Annotated in this window: 17 protein-coding genes; 9 read left to right on the top strand and 8 right to left on the bottom strand. The window is 70.4% G+C overall.

Features of this window, described 5'->3' with window-relative positions; genetic code table 11:
- Nucleotides 1-152: 152 nt before the first annotated feature.
- Entirely contained in the window at nucleotides 153-1229 is a 1077-nt protein-coding gene (gene trpD / locus ACZ7BZ_RS30795) for an anthranilate phosphoribosyltransferase (protein WP_470361180.1), read from the bottom strand.
- A gap of 117 nt (nucleotides 1230-1346) precedes the next feature.
- Nucleotides 1347-1772 (bottom strand): response regulator, encoded by a 426-nt coding sequence (locus tag ACZ7BZ_RS30790; RefSeq protein WP_470361179.1) that lies wholly within the window; start codon nucleotides 1770-1772, stop codon nucleotides 1347-1349.
- 397 nt (nucleotides 1773-2169) lie between these two features.
- On the opposite strand from ACZ7BZ_RS30790, the gene ctaE reads away from it, so the two are divergent.
- The 5 genes from ctaE (at nucleotide 2170) to ACZ7BZ_RS30765 (ending at nucleotide 6993) form a co-directional block, all read left to right on the top strand.
- Nucleotides 2170-2790, top strand: coding sequence for an aa3-type cytochrome oxidase subunit III (gene ctaE / locus ACZ7BZ_RS30785; protein WP_188303997.1), 621 nt, complete (start codon nucleotides 2170-2172; stop codon nucleotides 2788-2790).
- Between the two features lie 187 nt (nucleotides 2791-2977).
- On the top strand, nucleotides 2978-3787 hold the full coding sequence (gene qcrC / locus ACZ7BZ_RS30780; protein WP_380458896.1) for a cytochrome bc1 complex diheme cytochrome c subunit: 810 nt from the start codon (nucleotides 2978-2980) through the stop codon (nucleotides 3785-3787).
- Between the two features lie 8 nt (nucleotides 3788-3795).
- Nucleotides 3796-4848, top strand: coding sequence for a cytochrome bc1 complex Rieske iron-sulfur subunit (gene qcrA / locus ACZ7BZ_RS30775; RefSeq protein WP_380458899.1), 1053 nt, complete (start codon nucleotides 3796-3798; stop codon nucleotides 4846-4848).
- Nucleotides 4845-6503, top strand: a complete 1659-nt coding sequence (gene qcrB / locus ACZ7BZ_RS30770) for a cytochrome bc1 complex cytochrome b subunit (protein WP_380458901.1) — start codon at nucleotides 4845-4847, stop codon at nucleotides 6501-6503. The genes qcrA and qcrB overlap by 4 nt, the downstream gene beginning before the upstream one ends.
- 118 nt (nucleotides 6504-6621) lie before the next feature.
- Nucleotides 6622-6993 carry a GntR family transcriptional regulator gene (locus ACZ7BZ_RS30765; protein WP_380458903.1) on the top strand — a complete coding sequence of 124 codons (372 nt, stop codon included), beginning with the start codon at nucleotides 6622-6624 and terminating at the stop codon, nucleotides 6991-6993.
- 53 nt (nucleotides 6994-7046) lie between these two features.
- Here the strand turns inward: ACZ7BZ_RS30765 and ACZ7BZ_RS30760 are convergent, their stop codons facing one another.
- From ACZ7BZ_RS30760 to ctaC, 4 genes are all read right to left on the bottom strand, one after another.
- A complete protein-coding gene (locus ACZ7BZ_RS30760; protein ID WP_470361178.1) occupies nucleotides 7047-8303 on the bottom strand; it encodes a L,D-transpeptidase in 1257 nt (418 codons plus the stop codon).
- Nucleotides 8304-8481: 178 nt separating this feature from the next.
- The gene (locus ACZ7BZ_RS30755; protein ID WP_363436136.1) at nucleotides 8482-8898 is read right to left on the bottom strand and encodes a cytochrome c oxidase subunit 4; all 417 of its coding nucleotides are present in this window, start codon (nucleotides 8896-8898) and stop codon (nucleotides 8482-8484) included.
- Entirely contained in the window at nucleotides 8898-10673 is a 1776-nt protein-coding gene (ctaD, locus tag ACZ7BZ_RS30750; protein ID WP_030282758.1) for an aa3-type cytochrome oxidase subunit I, read from the bottom strand. Before ctaD ends, ACZ7BZ_RS30755 begins: the two co-directional genes overlap by 1 nt.
- On the bottom strand, nucleotides 10670-11524 hold the full coding sequence (gene ctaC, locus ACZ7BZ_RS30745; protein ID WP_380463153.1) for an aa3-type cytochrome oxidase subunit II: 855 nt from the start codon (nucleotides 11522-11524) through the stop codon (nucleotides 10670-10672). Before ctaC ends, ctaD begins: the two co-directional genes overlap by 4 nt.
- Nucleotides 11525-11893: 369 nt before the next feature.
- On the opposite strand from ctaC, the gene ACZ7BZ_RS30740 reads away from it, so the two are divergent.
- Entirely contained in the window at nucleotides 11894-13438 is a 1545-nt protein-coding gene (locus ACZ7BZ_RS30740; protein ID WP_470361177.1) for an aminotransferase class V-fold PLP-dependent enzyme, read from the top strand.
- Between the two features lie 8 nt (nucleotides 13439-13446).
- Here the strand turns inward: ACZ7BZ_RS30740 and ACZ7BZ_RS30735 are convergent, their stop codons facing one another.
- On the bottom strand, nucleotides 13447-14424 hold the full coding sequence (locus ACZ7BZ_RS30735; protein WP_470361176.1) for a carbohydrate kinase family protein: 978 nt from the start codon (nucleotides 14422-14424) through the stop codon (nucleotides 13447-13449).
- Between the two features lie 276 nt (nucleotides 14425-14700).
- On the opposite strand from ACZ7BZ_RS30735, the gene ACZ7BZ_RS30730 reads away from it, so the two are divergent.
- Nucleotides 14701-14910 carry a hypothetical protein gene (locus ACZ7BZ_RS30730; protein WP_380463145.1) on the top strand — a complete coding sequence of 70 codons (210 nt, stop codon included), beginning with the start codon at nucleotides 14701-14703 and terminating at the stop codon, nucleotides 14908-14910.
- 101 nt (nucleotides 14911-15011) lie between these two features.
- Nucleotides 15012-15692: a hypothetical protein gene (locus ACZ7BZ_RS30725; protein WP_470361175.1), complete on the top strand. Its 681-nt coding sequence runs from the start codon at nucleotides 15012-15014 to the stop codon at nucleotides 15690-15692.
- 85 nt (nucleotides 15693-15777) lie between these two features.
- Here ACZ7BZ_RS30725 and erpA read toward each other — a convergent pair whose 3' ends face one another.
- A complete protein-coding gene (gene erpA / locus ACZ7BZ_RS30720; protein WP_189915188.1) occupies nucleotides 15778-16131 on the bottom strand; it encodes an iron-sulfur cluster insertion protein ErpA in 354 nt (117 codons plus the stop codon).
- A gap of 245 nt (nucleotides 16132-16376) precedes the next feature.
- Here erpA and ACZ7BZ_RS30715 point away from each other — a divergent pair, with 245 nt between their 5' ends.
- Entirely contained in the window at nucleotides 16377-17240 is an 864-nt protein-coding gene (locus ACZ7BZ_RS30715; protein WP_470361174.1) for a GNAT family N-acetyltransferase, read from the top strand.
- Nucleotides 17241-17274: the final 34 nt, after the last annotated feature.

The following is a 17274-nucleotide window of genomic DNA, read 5'->3' as shown; positions in this document are numbered from 1 at the left end:
GGACGGTCAAACGGCCATCCACCATCCGGACAGCGTCTTCGCCCCTCGCCTCCGGGGCGCTCCGACCCGGCGCCGACGCTCGGGGCGCATCGGCTCGGGGCGCGCGCGAAGGGCCCGTGCCCACGAACCGGCACGGGCCCTCAACTGCCGCCTCAGATCCGGCTGGTGGCCTCCGACCAACGCCGCAGCAGGTCCTGCGCCCGGCCCGAGTCGATCGCCTCCGCCGCCCGCACCATGCCCGCCGCGAGCTGCTCGGCCAGCGGCGCGTCGCCCAGGTCGAGCGCGACCAGCGCCGCCGCGGTGTTGAGCAGGACGGCGTCCCGCACCGGCCCGCGCTCCCCGGCCAGCAGCCGGCGCGCCACCTCGGCGTTGTACGCGGCGTCAGCCCCGCGCAGCGCCTCGATGCCGACCAGTTCGATGCCGACGTCCCGCGGGTCGAAGGTGGTCTCGGTGACCCCCCCGTCGCGCACCACCCAGACCCGCGAGGTGGTGGTGATGGTCAGTTCGTCCAGGCCGTCGTCGCCGCGGAACACCAGTGCCGTCGCCCCGCGCCGGGCGAGCACCCCGGCGATCAGCCCGGACAGCCGGGTGTCGAAGCAGCCGATGGCGTGCGAGGTGACCTTCGCCGGATTGGTCAGCGGGCCGAGGAGGTTGAACGCGGTGGGCACCCCGAGATCGCGCCGCGCGGTGGCGGCGTGCCGCATCGAGGGGTGGAACTTCGCCGCGAAGCAGAAGGTGAGCCCGACCTCCTCGGCCACCTCGGCCACTCGCCGGGAGGAGAGGTCCAGCACCACCCCGAGCTTCTCCAGCACGTCCGAGGACCCGCTGGACGAGGAGGCGGCCCGGTTGCCGTGCTTGACCACCTTGGCCCCGGCCGCCGCCGCGACGATCGCCGACATGGTCGAGATGTTGACGGTCTTCGCCCGGTCCCCGCCGGTGCCGACGATGTCGACCGCCGGGCCGGGGATCTCCAGCGGCTCGGCGTGCTCGTACATCGCGTCCACCAGGCCCGCGACCTCGTCGACCGTCTCGCCCTTGGCCCGCAGCGCCACCATGAACCCGGCCACCTGGACGGGGGACGCCTCGCCGCTCATGATCCGGTCCATCGCCCACGCGGTGGACGAGCGGTCGAGGTCCTCCCCCTTCAACAGCGCCGCCAGGAGGTCCGGCCAGGTGCGGACCACCTGCGCGGGGTCGGTACCACCGTTCGCAGGGTTCACGTTCACCATGGCTGACTCCAGCTGTTGTCGGTTCCCCGCTCGGGGGACGTCCGTACGGATGGAGCCAGCCTATCGAGCGGCGGGGTCCCTACGGCCCCGTCTTCTCTAGTACTGAGACGGCGCTGTTCAACGCGTGGCCGGGGCCCGCTTGGCCACCCGTGCCCGCAGCAGGGTGGCGACCGCCTCGGCCAGCGCCACCGGGTCCACCGGGTGGGAGATCGCGGCGTCGGCCCGGCTCCAGGCGGCGAGCCAGGAGTCCTGCGGCCGGCCGATCAGCACCAGCACCGGCGGGCAGCCGTAGATCTCGTCCTTGAGCTGGCGTCCGAGGCCGAGGCCGCCGGCCGGCACCGCCTCGCCGTCCAGCACGCAGAGGTCGATGCCGCCCTTCTCCAGCGCCTTGATCACCGCGGGGGTGGTCGCGCACTCGAGGTAGGACAGCTCCGGAAGATCCTCGGCGGGCCGCCGGCCGAGTGCCGTCAGCACCTGCTCGCGGGTGTTGCGGTCGTCGCTGTAGACGAGGACGGTGAGCGCCTCGTCGGTCGTGTACGCCATGGGCCCTGCTCCCTCAAGTGTGATCCGGACCACGTTCACCTGATCCGGATGCTACCCCCGTTTCACCCGTCGCCGGTCCCCCTCGCACACGTTCCCCCTCAAGTCGCCGCGCCCACGACTCACCCGCCCGGAGGACGGCCCGTCACCCGGGTCGGCCAGGTCCACCCGGACGGCCGATGCCACCTCTCTCCCCCCTACGATCCGACGCTGCGCCGACCGGGCAACGACGCGCCGGGCAACGGGGTAGCGGGCCGTTCCGAGGAACCGTCAGAAAAGGGACACGCCGCTGGTCGGCCCCCGTCCGGACACCCCGTCGGCCCCCAAGCGGGCATACCGCACGCACCGGACACTCCGAGGGACACCCCCCGACGTGAAGACGGAATAAGGGACCGACATAATGTCCGTCGTGGCGACAGCAACAGCAACAGAAACCGGGCACGCGCACGGATCGGTCAATCGACCGAACATGGTCAGCGTCGGAACGATCGTCTGGCTCAGTTCCGAGCTGATGTTCTTCGCGGCCCTCTTCGCGATGTACTTCACGCTCCGCTCCGTCAAGGGAGCCGAGTTCTGGGCCGAGAAGGCGCACGCCCTCAACGTGACGTTCTCCTCGATCAACACCACCGTCCTGGTGCTCTCCTCGCTCACCTGCCAGCTCGGCGTGTTCGCCGCCGAGCGCGGTGACGTGAAGAAGCTCCGCGGTTGGTTCATCCTCACGTTCTTCATGGGCGCGATCTTCATCGGCGGCCAGGTCTACGAGTACACCGAGCTGGTCAAGAACGACGGCCTCTCGCTGTCCTCCGACCCGTACGGCACGGTGTTCTACCTGACCACCGGCTTCCACGGTCTGCACGTGACGGGTGGTCTGATCGCCTTCCTGCTGGTCCTCGGACGGACGTACGCAGCCAAGCGCTTCACGCACGAGCAGGCCACCGCCGCGATCGTCGTGTCCTACTACTGGCACTTCGTCGACGTCGTGTGGATCGGCCTGTTCGCGACCATCTACCTGATCAAGTAACCAGCTGATCAGGTCGCTGGCCACCGGCTGCGGCCCCCGCCCTCACCGGCGACGGGCCGCTTCTGCCGGTGCCGACGCTCCCACCGACCGACCGCGCGCGCAGCCTTGGACAGGCAGCCTCGTGCCGGCCAGACCGGCAGCCGGGTGCACCCACCAGTCGACCAGATCCTGACACCGGGGTTATTCCGTGAAAAAGCTCTCCGCACGACGGCGCCACCCATTGGCGGCGCTGGTCGTCCTACTTCTCGCCCTGGCGGCAACCGGGGGGCTGTACGGCATGTTCGCGCCCGCCGACAAGGCGAAGGCCGACGTCGCCGCGCAGTCGCTCGCGATCGATGAGGGCAAGAAGCTCTTCGCCGTCGGCTGCTCCTCCTGCCACGGCCTGAACGGCCAGGGCAGCAGTGACGGGCCGAGCCTGGTCGGCGTGGGCTCCGCCGCCGTCGACTTCCAGGTCGGCACCGGCCGCATGCCGGCCCAGCAGCCCGGTGCCCAGGTGCCGCGCAAGAAGGCCATCTACACCCAGGGCGAGATCGACCAGCTCGCCGCGTTCGTCCAGTCGCTCGGCCCCGGCCCGATCGCCCCGGACGCGAAGCAGTACACCTCGACCAACCCTGACGACATCTCCAAGGGTGGCGAGCTGTTCCGCACCAACTGTGCCCAGTGCCACAACTTCGCCGGTCAGGGCGGTGCCCTGACCAAGGGCAAGTACGCCCCGTCGCTGGAGGGCGTGGACGCCAAGCACATCTACGAGGCCATGCAGACCGGCCCGCAGAACATGCCGTCGTTCCCGGACAGCACCATGCCCGAGGAGCAGAAGAAGCAGATCGTGGCCTTCGTTCGCCACACCACCAACGATGAGCCCAACCCCGGCGGTCTCACCCTCGGCAGCCTCGGTCCGGTGACCGAGGGCCTGTTCGGCTGGATCTTCGGCCTGGGCACGCTCATCGCGGTCGCGATCTGGGTCGCCGCCCACACCACCAAGGCCAAGAAGTCATGAGCCACGACATGTCAGAAGAGAAGCTCCCGGAGCCGCACGGCTCCGCCGGCGAGGTGGCCGACCACGGCAACCCGTTCGCCGACCCGGGCCTGCCGGCCCACGAGCCCCGTCGCACCGACATCGACGAGCGGGCCGCCCAGCGGGCCGAGCGTCAGGTCTCGCTGATGTTCGTGGTCTCGATGCTCGCCACCGTCGGCTTCATCGCCTCGTACGTGGCCATCGACCCGGACAAGATCGTCTACATCTTCCCGCTGGGTCACGTCAGCGCGCTGAACTTCGCGCTGGGCCTGACCCTGGGCGTCGCGCTGTTCATGATCGGCGCGGGCGCGGTCCACTGGGCCCGCACCCTGATGTCGGACGTCGAGCTGCCGGCCGAGCGTCACCCGATCGAGGCCTCCGACGAGGTCCGCAACGACGTCATCGAGCAGTTCAAGACCGGTGCCGCCGAGTCCGGCTTCGGTCGCCGCAAGATGATCCGCAACACCCTCATCGGGTCGATGGCGCTGGTCCCGCTCTCCGGCGTGGTCCTGCTCCGCGACCTGGGCCCGCTGCCGGAGAAGAAGCTCCAGGAGACGGGCTGGAAGGAAGCCACTCCGGCCAAGCCGCTGCAGCTCGTCAACATGAGCACCATGCAGCCGATGAAGCCCGAGGACCTCGTGATCGGCTCGCTGACCTTCGCGATGCCGGAGGGTCTGACCACCCACGACGAGGACTTCCAGCAGCGGATCGCCAAGGACGCCCTGATGCTGGTGCGCATCGCGCCGGACGACATCAAGGACGACAAGTCCAAGGAGCTGGGCTTCGAGGGCATCCTCGCCTACTCCAAGATCTGCACCCACGTCGGCTGCCCGATCAGCCTGTACGAGCAGCAGACCCACCACGCGCTCTGCCCCTGCCACCAGTCGACCTTCGACCTGGCGGACGGCGCGCGCGTCATCTTCGGCCCGGCCGGCCACCCGCTGCCGCAGCTGAAGATCACCACTGATGACAAGGGCAACCTGATCGCCACCGGCGACTTCGAGAAGCCTGTCGGCCCGAGCTTCTGGGAGCGTGCTCGATGAGTAGCGCGAGCAGCACCAAGACCGGTGCCGCCAAGCCCTCCAGCACGCGCGCCAATCCCGCCAACAAGTGGGAGGCCGCGGCTGACTGGACGGACGGCCGGGTGGGGATCTACTCCCTCGCCAAGGCCAACCTGCGCAAGATCTTCCCGGACCACTGGTCCTTCATGCTGGGCGAGATCTGCCTCTACACCTTCGTCATCATCATCCTGACCGGTGTCTACCTGACGCTGTTCTTCAAGCCGTCGATGGCCGAGGTCGTCTACAACGGCTCGTACGTGCCGCTCAAGGGCATCGGGATGTCCGAGGCGTACGCCTCGACGGTGGACATCAGCTTCGAGATCCGCGGCGGTCTGCTGATCCGCCAGATCCACCACTGGGCCGCGCTGGTCTTCGTGGCCGCGATGCTCGTGCACATGATGCGCGTGTTCTTCACCGGCGCGTTCCGCAAGCCGCGTGAGATCAACTGGGTCTTCGGCTTCCTGCTGCTGGTCCTCGGCATGTTCGACGGCTTCTTCGGCTACTCGCTGCCGGACGACCTGCTGTCGGGTACCGGTATCCGCTTCATGGAAGGCGCGATCCTCGCGGTCCCGCTGGTCGGCACCTACATCCAGATGTTCCTGTTCGGGGGCGAGTTCCCCGGCCACGACATCGTGCCGCGGTTCTTCACCATCCACGTGCTGCTGATCCCGGGCATCATGCTCGGCCTGCTGGTGGCGCACCTGATCCTGGTCTTCTACCACAAGCACACCCAGTGGGCGGGCCCGGGCAAGACCGAGAAGAACGTCGTCGGCATGCCGCTGATGCCGGTCTACATGGCCAAGGCCGGTGGCTTCTTCTTCCTGGTCTTCGGCATCATCGCCGCCATCTCGGCGATCGCCACGATCAACCCGATCTGGGCCTACGGCCCGTACCGTCCGGACCAGGTGTCGACCGACGCCCAGCCCGACTGGTACATGGGCTTCTCCGAGGGTCTGATCCGCGTCATGCCGGGCTGGGAGATCAGCCTGTGGGGCCACACCCTGAACCTGGGCGTGTTCATCCCGCTGATGATCTTCCCGCTGGTCCTGGTCGCCATCGCGGTCTACCCGTTCATCGAGGGCTGGATCACCGGCGACAAGCGCGAGCACCACATCCTGGACCGCCCGCGCAACGCCCCGGTCCGCACCGCCCTGGGTGCCGCCTGGATCAGCCTCTACCTGGTGCTGCTGGTCGGTGGTGGCAACGACCTGTTCGCCACCCACTTCCACCTGTCGCTCAACTCGATCACCTACTTCGTGCGCGCCGGCTTCTTCCTGGTGCCGGTCATCACCTTCATCGTCACCAAGCGCTGGTGCCTCGGCCTCCAGCGCCGTGACAAGGAGAAGGTGCTGCACGGTCGCGAGACCGGCGTCATCAAGCGCCTGCCGCACGGTGAGTTCGTCGAGGTGCACGCCCAGCTGCCGCAGAAGGACCTGCACAAGCTCACGGCGCACGAGCAGAACCAGCCGGTCGAGCTGCCGGCCCAGACGGACGAGAACGGCGTGGCCCGCAAGGCCGGCGCCCTCACCCGCACCCGGGCCAAGCTCTCCCGCGGCTTCTACGGCGAGGGCAGCCAGATCCCCAAGCCCACCGCCGAGGAGCACCACGAGATCACCAGCGGCCACGGCCACCACTGATCCCGTACGCACTCCCGCTTCACCCCGAGGGCCGCTGACCAGAGTTCATCTGGTCAGCGGCCCTCGGCCGTTGCCGACCTGCCAGCCCCGCCCCCCGCACCGCCCCCAGGAGCCCTCCGTGCAGCTGTCCGTCGACCCCGCCGCCGCCACTCCCCCGTACGAGCAGATCCGCGCCCAGATCGCCGAGCAGGCCCGCTCCGGCGCGCTGCCGACCGGTCAGCGGCTGCCCACCGTACGGGCCCTCGCCGAGGAGCTGGGGCTGGCCGCCGGGACGATCGCCCGGGCCTACAAGGAGCTGGAGGCGGACGGCGTGGTGGAGACCCACGGGCGGCGCGGCACCCTGATCGCGGCCACCGGGGACACCGCCCACCGGCTGGCCGCCGAGGCCGCCGCCGAGTACGCCGAACGGGTGGGCCGACTGGGCCTGTCCCACCCGGACGCCCTGGCCGCCGTGCTGACCGCCCTGCAGGTGGCCTACCCCGAGGCCTAGCCCGGGACCAGGCCCGGAGCCCGGCCCCGCTCCGAAGGGGCAGCCACCGCCCCTCAGAGCTCGGGGCGCGTCATGCCCGCGGCGGGGGCCTGGCCTGCCGGGACGGTGGTGCTGAAGGACTGTCCGAGGGCGCTGTGCTTGACCCAGTCCGTCCAGGAGACGTTCCAGTCCCCGAAGCCGTTGCCGAAGGGCTCCATGGTGGCGCCGCGGCTGTTCACCACCGTCACCAGGTCCCCGATCCGGGTGTTGTCGTAGAACCACTTGGCGTTGTCGGTGCTCATCCCGGTGCAGCCGTGGCTGACGTTCTCATAGCCCTGCGAGCCGACCGACCAGGGCGCCGCGTGGACGTACTCGCCGCTCCACGTCACCCGGGTGGCCCACAGCACGTCGAGGTCGTACGCCTCGGAGCTGCCCGCCGCTATGCCGATCGTCTCGCCGTTCATCCGGACCGAGCGCTCCTGGCCGAGCACCACCTTGATGCCGTTGCGGGTGTCGAAGCCGGGCTTGCCGGTGGTGACCGGGATGGTCCGGACCACCTCGCCGTCACGCTTGAGGGTGAGTGCGTGGGCGGCCGCGTCGACCACCGACTCGACCCGGTCGCCGATCCGCAGCCGCAGCGAGCTGCGGTCGCCGCCGTAGAGGCCGTCCGAGATCCGGCTGCCGGTGCCGTCGAAGGCCAGCGACACGGTCGTCCCGGCCGGCCAGTACTCCTCCGGGCGGAAGTGCAGGTTCTTGTCGTCCACCCAGTACCAGGCGCCGGTGACGGCCGGCTGGGAGGCCACCGTCAGGGCGCGCTCGACCTCCTGCCGGGCCTGGGGGTCCTTCACCGCCTCGGAGAGCTGCGCGGTGAGCGGCTGGCCCACCCCGTAGACGCCGCTGCCGGAGGAGTCCGGGCCGAGCTTGACGCCGAGCAGGCGCTGGGCGGCCATCGTGCTGAAGTTCTGGGTGGTGTCGCCCCGGCCGTTCCGGCCGTCGTCGGCGGAGATCCGGACGGCGTAGGCGGTGTCGGCCTTCAGCCGGCCGGTGGTCTGCCAGCTGTGCTGGTCATCGGCGAGCCGGCCGGCCACCACCCGGCCGTCCGGGCCGACCACGGTGACGTCGGTGAGCCGGCTGCCCGCCACGGCGGTCACGGTGACCGGCTTGGAGGGGTCGACCTTGCCCTCGGCCGAGAGGTGGACGAGCGGGGCAGCGTCGATCCGGTGCGGCCCGGCGGGCTGATCGTCACCGGACGAGCAGGCGGCCAGCGGCGCCAGTACTGCCAGGGCCAGCGAGATGCTGCCGATGCCTGCGATTCCGCGCCTGTCGGCCATGACCGCCTCCGGGGTGTTCGCACATTTCGCACGATTGATCAGATCGTAGGAACGGCTCGCATCAAGCGACATCCGAGCGACCCTCCGTTCACCCGGTTGAGTGAGGCGGTCACCCCCGGGAAGCAGCAGGACCGGTCCTCCCTTGCGGGAGGACCGGCCCTGCTGTCGGAGGTGGAACCTACTGGTTCTGGTTCTCGCCCCGGTAGAACTCGAAGACCCATCCGAAGATGCCGATCAGGATGATCGGGGCGGCCCAGAACATCAGCCACCAGCCGAAGATCACGCCCAGGAAGGCGAGCGCGCCGCCGAGCGCCAGCGACAGCGGCTGCCAGCTGTGCGGGGCGAAGAAGCCCAGCTCGCCGGCGTCGTCCGCGACCTCGGCCTCGGGGTTGTCACCCGCGCCGCTGTCCACCCGACGGGCGGTGAAGGCGAGGTAGTACCCGATGAAGGCGCACAGACCGAAGGCCAGGAACAGCGCGGTGGTACCGGCGGCCTCCAGGCCCGGGCCCGAGTGGTTGGTCCACAGGCCGTAGGTGATGGCCATCGCCAGCACGAAGACCGACAGGCCCAGGAAGATCTTTCCCTGTTCCTTCATCAGGCGTCACCCTCCTGCTTGCCCTTGCCCAGCTTCGGGGCGTCGTACTTCGCCGGGGTCACGCCGGCGAGGTGCTTCGCCGGCTCGCCGTGGTTCTCCAGGTAGTCCAGCGCGGCGATCTCCGGGTGGTGGAGGTCGAAGGCCGGGGATTCGGAGCGGATCCGGGGCAGGGTGAGGAAGTTGTGCCGCGGCGGCGGGCAGGAGGTCGCCCACTCCAGGGAACGGCCGAAGCCCCACGGGTCGTCCACGGCGACCTTCTCGCCGTACTTGGCGGTCTTCCAGACGTTGTAGAGGAACGGCAGGATCGACAGGCCGAGCACGAAGGAGCCGATGGTCGAGACGGTGTTCAGCGTGGTGAAGCCGTCCGAGGCCAGGTAGTCGGCGTAACGGCGGGGCATGCCCTCCGCGCCGAGCCAGTGCTGCACCAGGAAGGTGGTGTGGAAGCCGAAGAACAGCGTCCAGAAGGTGATCTTGCCGAGGCGCTCGTCCAGCATCTTGCCGGTCATCTTCGGCCACCAGAAGTGGAAGCCGGCGAACATCGCGAACACGACGGTGCCGAAGACCACGTAGTGGAAGTGGGCGACGACGAAGTACGAGTCCGAGACGTGGAAGTCGATCGGCGGCGAGGCCAGCAGGACACCGGTCAGACCACCGAAGAGGAAGGTGACCAGGAAGCCGACCGTCCAGAGCATCGGGGTCTCGAAGCTCAGCGAGCCCTTCCACATGGTGCCGACCCAGTTGAAGAACTTCACACCGGTCGGGACCGCGATCAGGAAGGTCATGAAGGAGAAGAACGGCAGCAGCACCTGCCCGGTGACGTACATGTGGTGCGCCCACACCGTCACGGACAGACCGGCGATCGCGATGGTGGCCGCGATCAGGCCGGAGTAGCCGAACATCGGCTTGCGGCTGAAGACCGGGATGATCTCCGACACGATGCCGAAGAACGGCAGCGCGATGATGTACACCTCGGGGTGACCGAAGAACCAGAACAGGTGTTGCCACAACATCGCCCCGCCGTTGGCGGGATCGAAGACATGGGCCCCGAACTTGCGGTCCGCCTCCAGGGCGAACAGCGCGGCGGCGAGCACCGGGAAGGCCAGCAGGACCAGCACCGAGGTCAGCAGGACGTTCCAGACGAAGATCGACATCCGGAACATCGTCATGCCCGGAGCGCGCATGCAGATGATCGTGGTGATGAAGTTGACCGCACCGAGGATCGTGCCGAAGCCGGAGAAGGCCAGACCCATGATCCACATGTCGCCGCCGACGCCGGGCGAGTGCACCGCGTCGGAGAGCGGGGAGTAGGCGAACCAGCCGAAGTCGGCGGCGCCATTCGGGGTCAGGAAGCCACAGACCGCGATGGACGAACCGAAGAGGTACAGCCAGTACGCGAACATGTTCAGACGCGGGAAGGCCACGTCCGGGGAGCCGATCTGCAGCGGCATGATCCAGTTTGCGAAGCCCGCGAACAGCGGCGTCGCGAACATCAGCAGCATGATCGTGCCGTGCATCGTGAACGCCTGGTTGAACTGCTCGTTCGACAGGATCTGGGTCCCGGGACGAGCCAGCTCGGCACGCATGACCAGGGCGAGGATGCCGCCGATCAGGAAGAAGGCGAACGACGTGCCCAGGTACAGGGTGCCGATCGTCTTGTGGTCAGTGGTGGTGAGCCACTTGATGATGGTCGAACCCGGCTTCCGGGTCCGCTGCGCCCCGACCGTGACGGCCTCGGCGCCCCCGCCGGCCGCGGCGGGCTCGTTGAGGATGGTCACTTCGCTTCACTTCCCATGGTGATGACGCCGGAGGGCACCGCACCGTTCTGGCCCTTGGCACGGAGGTCGGCCAGGTGCTTGTCGTAGTCGGCGCGGTCGACGACCTTGACGTTGAACAGCATGCGCGAGTGGTCGACGCCGCAGAGCTCGGCACACTTGCCCATGTACTCACCCTTGACGGTCGGGGTGACCTCGAACTTGTTCACCACGCCCGGCACGACGTCCATCTTCATCATGAAGTTGACGGGCCAGAAGTCGTGGATGACGTCACGAGAGGTGAGCCGGAACTGCACCGTCTCGTTGACCGGCAGCCAGAGCGTCGGAACGTCCTTGGGCGTACCGACGTCGTACGCGGCGTCCTTGTTGGCCGGGTCGGGGGTCTCGGTGTTCTCGTAGTTGAACGCCCAGCTCCACTGGAAGCCCACCACGTTGACGTAGTGCTGCGGCTTGGCGGAGACGGCGGTCAGCTTCGACTCGTCGCGGGCGACGAAGTAGAAGAGGACCGAGACGATGATGATGGGGACCGCGGTGTAGAGCGCCTCGATGGGCACGTTGTACCGGGTCTGCGGAGGGATCTCCACGCCAGTGCGCTTGCGCCGGTGGAAGATCACGCTCCAGATGATCAGACCCCACATCAGTACGCCGACCACCAGCGCCGCGATCCAGGAGCCCTGCCACATCTGGAGGACCATGGGTCCTTCCTTCGTGACCGGACTCGGGAGGCCAAGCCTGGGGAGGTCGTTGGCCGAGCAGCCGGTGGCGGTCGCGATGACGAGGCCCAGTGCCAGCGCCTGAGGCAGCTTCCGCCGCATCGTGCGCCGCGGCGAGCGGTCGGAGCCGTTGGGACTCACGTAGCGCCTTCCCGAAGTCTCGCCCGCCTTCGCGTCGCACCGGGAGGAGATTGTGAGCCCCTCCGGCGACCCGTCCACGGGCACGGTTTGAATGCTTATGCGGGCCAAACCCTACTCCAGCCTTATGCGCTCCTGACGGGCAGCCCCCGGTAACGCGCCGCCCGGTCGCCCGATCAGGCCCGGCGGGGGCTGCGCCCCAGGTCATCGTAGGCATTCGAGGTCCTTACGCCCGATCGGGGGATGACCTCGAACAACGTGGGTGACGACCCGTCGGGACCGGACGAAGCGGACATTCGGGGTGATCGACTGACGGCTGGTGAGCAATTCCGGGCGAGCGGAAAGCTTCTGGGTGTGTCGTTAAATGTGACCGTGTACTTCGACGTGGCTTCGACGGCCCCTCTGCACCCCGTCGCGCGGCAGGCCCTGACCGCCGCCCTGGACGAGGGCTGGGCCGACCCGGCCCGGCTGTACCGCTCCGGCCGACAGGCCCGGATGCTGCTGGACGCCGCCCGCGAGACGGTCGCCGACGTCCTGGGCGCGCGCGCCGACGAGATCGCCTTCACCGCGAGCGGCACCCAGGCCGTCCAACTCGGCCTGCTGGGCGGCCTCGCCGGGAACCGGCGGCAGGGCGGGCACCTGGTGCACTCCGCGGTGGAGCACTCCAGCGTGCTGCACGTCGCCGAGCGCCGGGAGGCGGACGGCGCCGAGGTCTCGGTCGCCCCGGTGGACGGCACCGGACGGGTGGACCCGGAGGCCTTCGGCGCCCTGCTCCGGCCGGACACCGCACTGGCCGCCCTGCAGAGCGCCAACCACGAGGTGGGGACGGTCCAACCGGTCGGCGAGGTCGCCGCACTGTGCGCCGCGGTCGGCGTGCCGCTGCTGGTCGACGCGGCGCAGAGCGCCGGGCGGACGGACGTCCCGGCGGGTTGGTCGCTGCTGACCGCCAGCGCCCACAAGTGGGGCGGGCCGGCCGGGGTCGGGATCCTCGCGGTGCGCAAGGGCGTCCGCTACGTCTCACCGCTGCCGGCCGACGAGCGCGAGGGCGGGCGGGTCCCGGGTTACGTCAACGTCCCGGCGATCGTGGCCGCGGCCGCCTCGCTGCGCGCCGTACGGGCCGAGGCGGAACGGGAGAACGCCCGGCTGCACGCGCTGGTGGAGCGGATCCGCACCCGGGTGCCGCAACTGGTGCCCGAGGTCGAGGTGGTCGGCGACCCGGTGCGGCGGCTGCCGCACATCGTCACCTTCTCCTGCCTGTACGTGGACGGCGAGGTGCTGCTGACCGAGCTGGACCGGGCGGGCTTCGCGGTCTCCTCCGGCTCCTCCTGCACCTCCTCCACCCTGACGCCGAGCCATGTGCTGGCCGCGATGGGGGTGCTCACCGAGGGCAACGTCCGGGTCTCGCTGCCGTACGGGACGGCCGAGGCGGACGTGGAGCGCTTCCTCGCCGTGCTGCCGGAGCTGGTCGCCGGGGTGCGGGCACCGCTCGGGCTGGACCTGCCCGCGCCCGCGCCGGTCAGCGCGCCGGAGGCCCCTTCGGAGGTGAGCGGGCGGGTCACCCCGCGAGCCGGAGGGCGCGCCGGTGCCGAGAGCGATGAGGGACAAGCGACCGACGCAGGAGGGAGTGCCGGAGCGAAGAGTGTCGGCGCCGGGTCCGAGCGCCCGGAGGTGAGCGGGCGGGTCACAGTGATCGACGCGCTGGGCAAGCGCTGCCCGCTGCCGGTGATCGAGCTGGCGAAGCGGATCGGTGAGGTGCCGGTGGGCGGCACGGTCGCCGTCCTCGCGGATGACGAGGCGGCCCGGCTGGACATCCCGGCCTGGTGCGGGATGCGCGGGCAGGAGTACACGGGCGAGGCCCCGGCCGCCGACTACGGCGGCGACCGGGGCTCGGCCTACCTGGTGGTGCGCCGCTCCTGACCGGGCGGCTACTTGACCAGGTGCGCGCGGATCTCCGCGGCGGCCTCGGCGCCGTAGGCGGCCTCGAAGCGCTTCAGGAAGGTGGCCGGGCGCAGCTCGTACTCCTGGGTGCCGACGGTCTCGATCACCAGGGTGGCGAGCATGCAGCCGAGCTGGGCGGCGCGCTCCAGCTCGAGGCCCCAGGACAGGCCGGAGAGGAAGCCGGCCCGGAAGGCGTCGCCGACGCCGGTCGGGTCGACCTTGGCCTCCTCGACCGGGCAGCCGACCAGGACCGGGGCCTCGCCCTTGCGCTCGATCCGAACGCCCTTGCTGCCCAGGGTGGTGACCCGGGTGCCGACCCGGGTGAGCAGCTCCTCGGCGCCCCAGCCGGTCTTGGTCTCGATCAGCGCAGCCTCGTACTCGTTGGTGAAGAGGTAGGCGGCGCCGTCCACCAGCTCGCGGATGTCCTCGCCGTCCAGGCGGGCCAGCTGCTGGGAGGGGTCCGCGGCGAAGGCGTAACCGCGGGTGCGGCACTCCTGGGTGTGGCGGACCATGCCCTGCGGGTCGTCGGCGCCGACCAGGACGAGGTCGAGGCCGCCGACACGGTCGGCGATCGGCTTGAGCTCGATGTTGCGGGCCTCCGCCATGGCACCGGTGTAGAACGAGGCGATCTGGTTGTGGTCCTCGTCCGTGGTGCACATGAAGCGGGCGGTGTGCCGGGTCTCGGAGATGTGGACGGAGGTGCAGTCCACGTTGTTCCGCTCCAGCCAGCTTCGGTACTCGGCGAAGTCCGCACCGGCGGCGCCGACCAGGATCGGCCGCAGTCCGAGCACTCCCATGCCGAACGTGATGTTCGGGGCGACCCCGCCGCGGCGGATGTCCAGGGCGTCGACCAGGAACGACAGCGACACGGTGTGCAGCTGCTCGGCGACGAGCTGGTCGGCGAACCGACCGGGGAACGTCATCAGGTGGTCGGTGGCGATCGAGCCGGCGACGGCGATACGCACGGAGGTCTCCTCAGGATGGCAACAGGGCCAGCGGGGGCGGATGAACCCACCCACGGTACCGGTGCCGGGGCGGCGACCCGGCAGGAGTCCCGCAAGCTGCCGCTTGCCCCTACCGGCCATGGTGGCACCCGAGGCCCTCGAACGTGTACTACCTCCGGGTAGCACTGGTGAGCACCTGGAGCCGCGCCTAGGGTCGGCCACGGGCCCCGTCGGACGAGACGGGCCCGTCGTCGACCGTGGCGGTGCGGCCACGGCACTGGATCGGAGCGATGCCCGATGATGCCCAACCACTCCCCGCTGCCCGCCCTCCGGTCCGACGCGGACGGCGAGACCCTCGACGCGCTGGTCAGCTCCTCCCGTCGGCTGCGCCGGTTCTGGCCGCAGGTGACGGCCGGTCCGGAGCCGGCCACCCCCGCCTCCGTCGGTGTGCGGGTCCCGTCCGGGGCGCAGCGGCTGGTCGCCGGGATGGCCGAGTACGGCATGTGATCCGACCGGACCGAAGCGGAACCGGATCCGACCGGGGCACGTCACATCCGCGCGGAGCAGCCGAGCAGGCGGCGCCGCTGAGCCCTCGGGAGGATGTGCAGATGGATCTGGAGACGATGCCCAGGCGTGGTCGGCGGACGGTGGCCCTGGCGGTGGCCGCGCTGGCGGCGGTGGTGACCCTGGCCGGCTGCAACGGCGACGGCAAGAGCTCCGGGGACTCGGCGGCGAGCAGCGCGACGGCCGCCGCGAGCGCCTCGCCCTCGGCGAGCGGCTCCCCGCAGGCCCCGACGGACTCCGGCTCGCCGTCGGCGGGGACCACCCCGGCCGCCCCGTCGACCGGCTGGTCCCCGACCCCGGCCGAGCCCGCCCCGGGGCGGCCGTCGGGAGCGGCCACTCCCCCGACCAACGGGATCGCCCCCGGCGAGCCCGACCCGGCCGGCAACGGCAAGCCCAACCCCGGGGGGCGCCCGCCGATCGGCTACCGGGTGGACGGCAACAAGCTGACCGTCTACTTCTTCGGCGGGGTCTGCACCAAGTACGCGCTGAAGGCGGACGAGTCCCAGCAGGGCCAGGTCGGCGTCCAGGTCGTGCCGGGCCCGCCGGCCGTCCAGCCGGGGCAGGTCTGCACCGCGCTGGCCAAGCGGCAGTCCGTCTCCGCCGACCTGCGGTCGCCACTGGCCGGGCGTACGGTGGTCGACCGGTCGAGCAACCAGGACGTCCCGCTGGAGGGCGACTCGCACATGGGCCCCGACCCGGTGACCCCGGACGGCCCGGCGCGGTAGCGGGCCGACCGCGGCGCCGGAACGCGAAGAGGCGGCCCCGGGAAGGATCCCGGGGCCGCCTCGGCGTTCGAGGCCCGCTTCAGGCTTAGCTGAAGGAGTCGCCGCAGGCGCAGGAGCCGGTGGCGTTCGGGTTGTCGATGGTGAAGCCCTGCTTCTCGATGGTGTCGACGAAGTCGACGGTGGCGCCACCCAGGTACGGGGCGCTCATGCGGTCGGTGACGACCTTGACGCCGTCGAAGTCCTTGAGCACGTCGCCGTCGAGCGAGCGCTCGTCGAAGAACAGCTGGTAACGCAGGCCGGAGCAGCCACCGGGCTGGACGGCGACGCGCAGCGCGAGGTCCTCGCGGCCTTCCTGCTCCAGCAGGGCCTTGACCTTTGCCGCGGCGGCATCGGTGAGGAGGATGCCACTCTCGACAGTGGTCTCGTCCTGGACGGTCATCTGCTTTCTCCCGGTCTTGACGACGGTCTACCGCCAGTGCCAACCAACGACCACCCGGTTTCATTTCCCGGACGGCGACGGATTTCTGCGGCTTGTTCGACGGCTGGTTTTCCGTGGACCGGATGTGTCACCCGGGCCCGTACGCTCCCCATGCTCGCACAACCGGGGAGGACGGGGCACCGCCCGCGTCATGGATCCGGGTGAACGGACCCCGCGGCCGCCCCTCGGACGCCAGGATGGGCGGCATGATCCTTCGCCAGGTCAGGGACACCGCAGCGGACGCGGAGGCCGTCCGGGAACTGTCCTTCGCCGCGTTCGCCGCCCCGTCCGACGACCCCGCGCAGGCGCCCGCACCGACGCCGCTGCAGCTGGCCCGGGCCAGACACCTGGCGCGCACCGACGCCGGGGGGTGCTGGCTGGCGGAGAGCGGCGGGCAGGCGGTCGGGGTGGTGCTGTCGATGCGCCGGGAAGGGTTGTGGATGCCCTCGCTGTTCGCCGTCCGGCCGTCCGCGCAGAACCAGGGGGTCGGGCGGTTGCTGTTCGAACGGGCCCTGGCGCATGCCCGAGGCTGCCTGCGCGGGATGGTCTGCGCCGGCGGTTCCCCGGCGGCGGCCCGCCGCTACCGGCTGGCCGGGTTCACCCTGCACCCGGCGATGCGGTTGACCGGGCGGGTGGACCGGGAGGGGCTGATCGACCCGGGCGACATACCGGTGCACCGCGGCAACCTCACCCACCTGCACCTGCTGGACTCGGTGGACCGCCGGCTGCGCGGGTCGGCGCACGGCCCGGACCACGAGCTGATGCTCGGGCACTTCGAGGAGCTGCTGGTCGCCGACGCGCTGGCCGGCAGCGGCTACTGCTACCGGGACGGCGGGGTGGTGCGGCTGCTGGCGGCCACCAGCAAGCGGATCGCCGCCCGGCTGCTGCGCGAGGCGCTGGCCCGGGTGCCGGACGGCGTCGAGGCGCGGGTGGAGTACCTGACCGCCGAGCAGGAGTGGGCGCTGGACGTCGGGCTGGAGGTCGGGCTGACGCCGGAGACCGCCGGTTTCGTCGGGGTGCGCGGGATGCGGCCGCCGACGCCGTACCTGCCGAACGGGGCGTTCCTCTAGACCGGGACGCGGTTACGGCCCCACCGGCGGGCCG

Source organism: Kitasatospora sp. NPDC036934 (genome assembly GCF_055608425.1).
The sequence above is the reverse complement of the archived record's forward strand: the minus strand, read 5'-3'. Positions and strand labels throughout refer to the sequence as shown.

Coding starts and splice junctions, on each gene's coding strand:
- trpD (WP_470361180.1), bottom strand. CDS start 1,229: ATGGTGAACGTGAACCCTGCGAACGGTGGTACCGACCCCGCGCAGGTG.
- ACZ7BZ_RS30790 (WP_470361179.1), bottom strand. CDS start 1,772: ATGGCGTACACGACCGACGAGGCGCTCACCGTCCTCGTCTACAGCGAC.
- ctaE (WP_188303997.1), top strand. CDS start 2,170: ATGTCCGTCGTGGCGACAGCAACAGCAACAGAAACCGGGCACGCGCAC.
- qcrA (WP_380458899.1), top strand. CDS start 3,796: ATGTCAGAAGAGAAGCTCCCGGAGCCGCACGGCTCCGCCGGCGAGGTG.
- qcrB (WP_380458901.1), top strand. CDS start 4,845: ATGAGTAGCGCGAGCAGCACCAAGACCGGTGCCGCCAAGCCCTCCAGC.
- ACZ7BZ_RS30760 (WP_470361178.1), bottom strand. CDS start 8,303: ATGGCCGACAGGCGCGGAATCGCAGGCATCGGCAGCATCTCGCTGGCC.
- ACZ7BZ_RS30755 (WP_363436136.1), bottom strand. CDS start 8,898: ATGAAGGAACAGGGAAAGATCTTCCTGGGCCTGTCGGTCTTCGTGCTG.
- ACZ7BZ_RS30730 (WP_380463145.1), top strand. CDS start 14,701: ATGATGCCCAACCACTCCCCGCTGCCCGCCCTCCGGTCCGACGCGGAC.
- ACZ7BZ_RS30725 (WP_470361175.1), top strand. CDS start 15,012: ATGGATCTGGAGACGATGCCCAGGCGTGGTCGGCGGACGGTGGCCCTG.
- erpA (WP_189915188.1), bottom strand. CDS start 16,131: ATGACCGTCCAGGACGAGACCACTGTCGAGAGTGGCATCCTCCTCACC.
- ACZ7BZ_RS30715 (WP_470361174.1), top strand. CDS start 16,377: ATGATCCTTCGCCAGGTCAGGGACACCGCAGCGGACGCGGAGGCCGTC.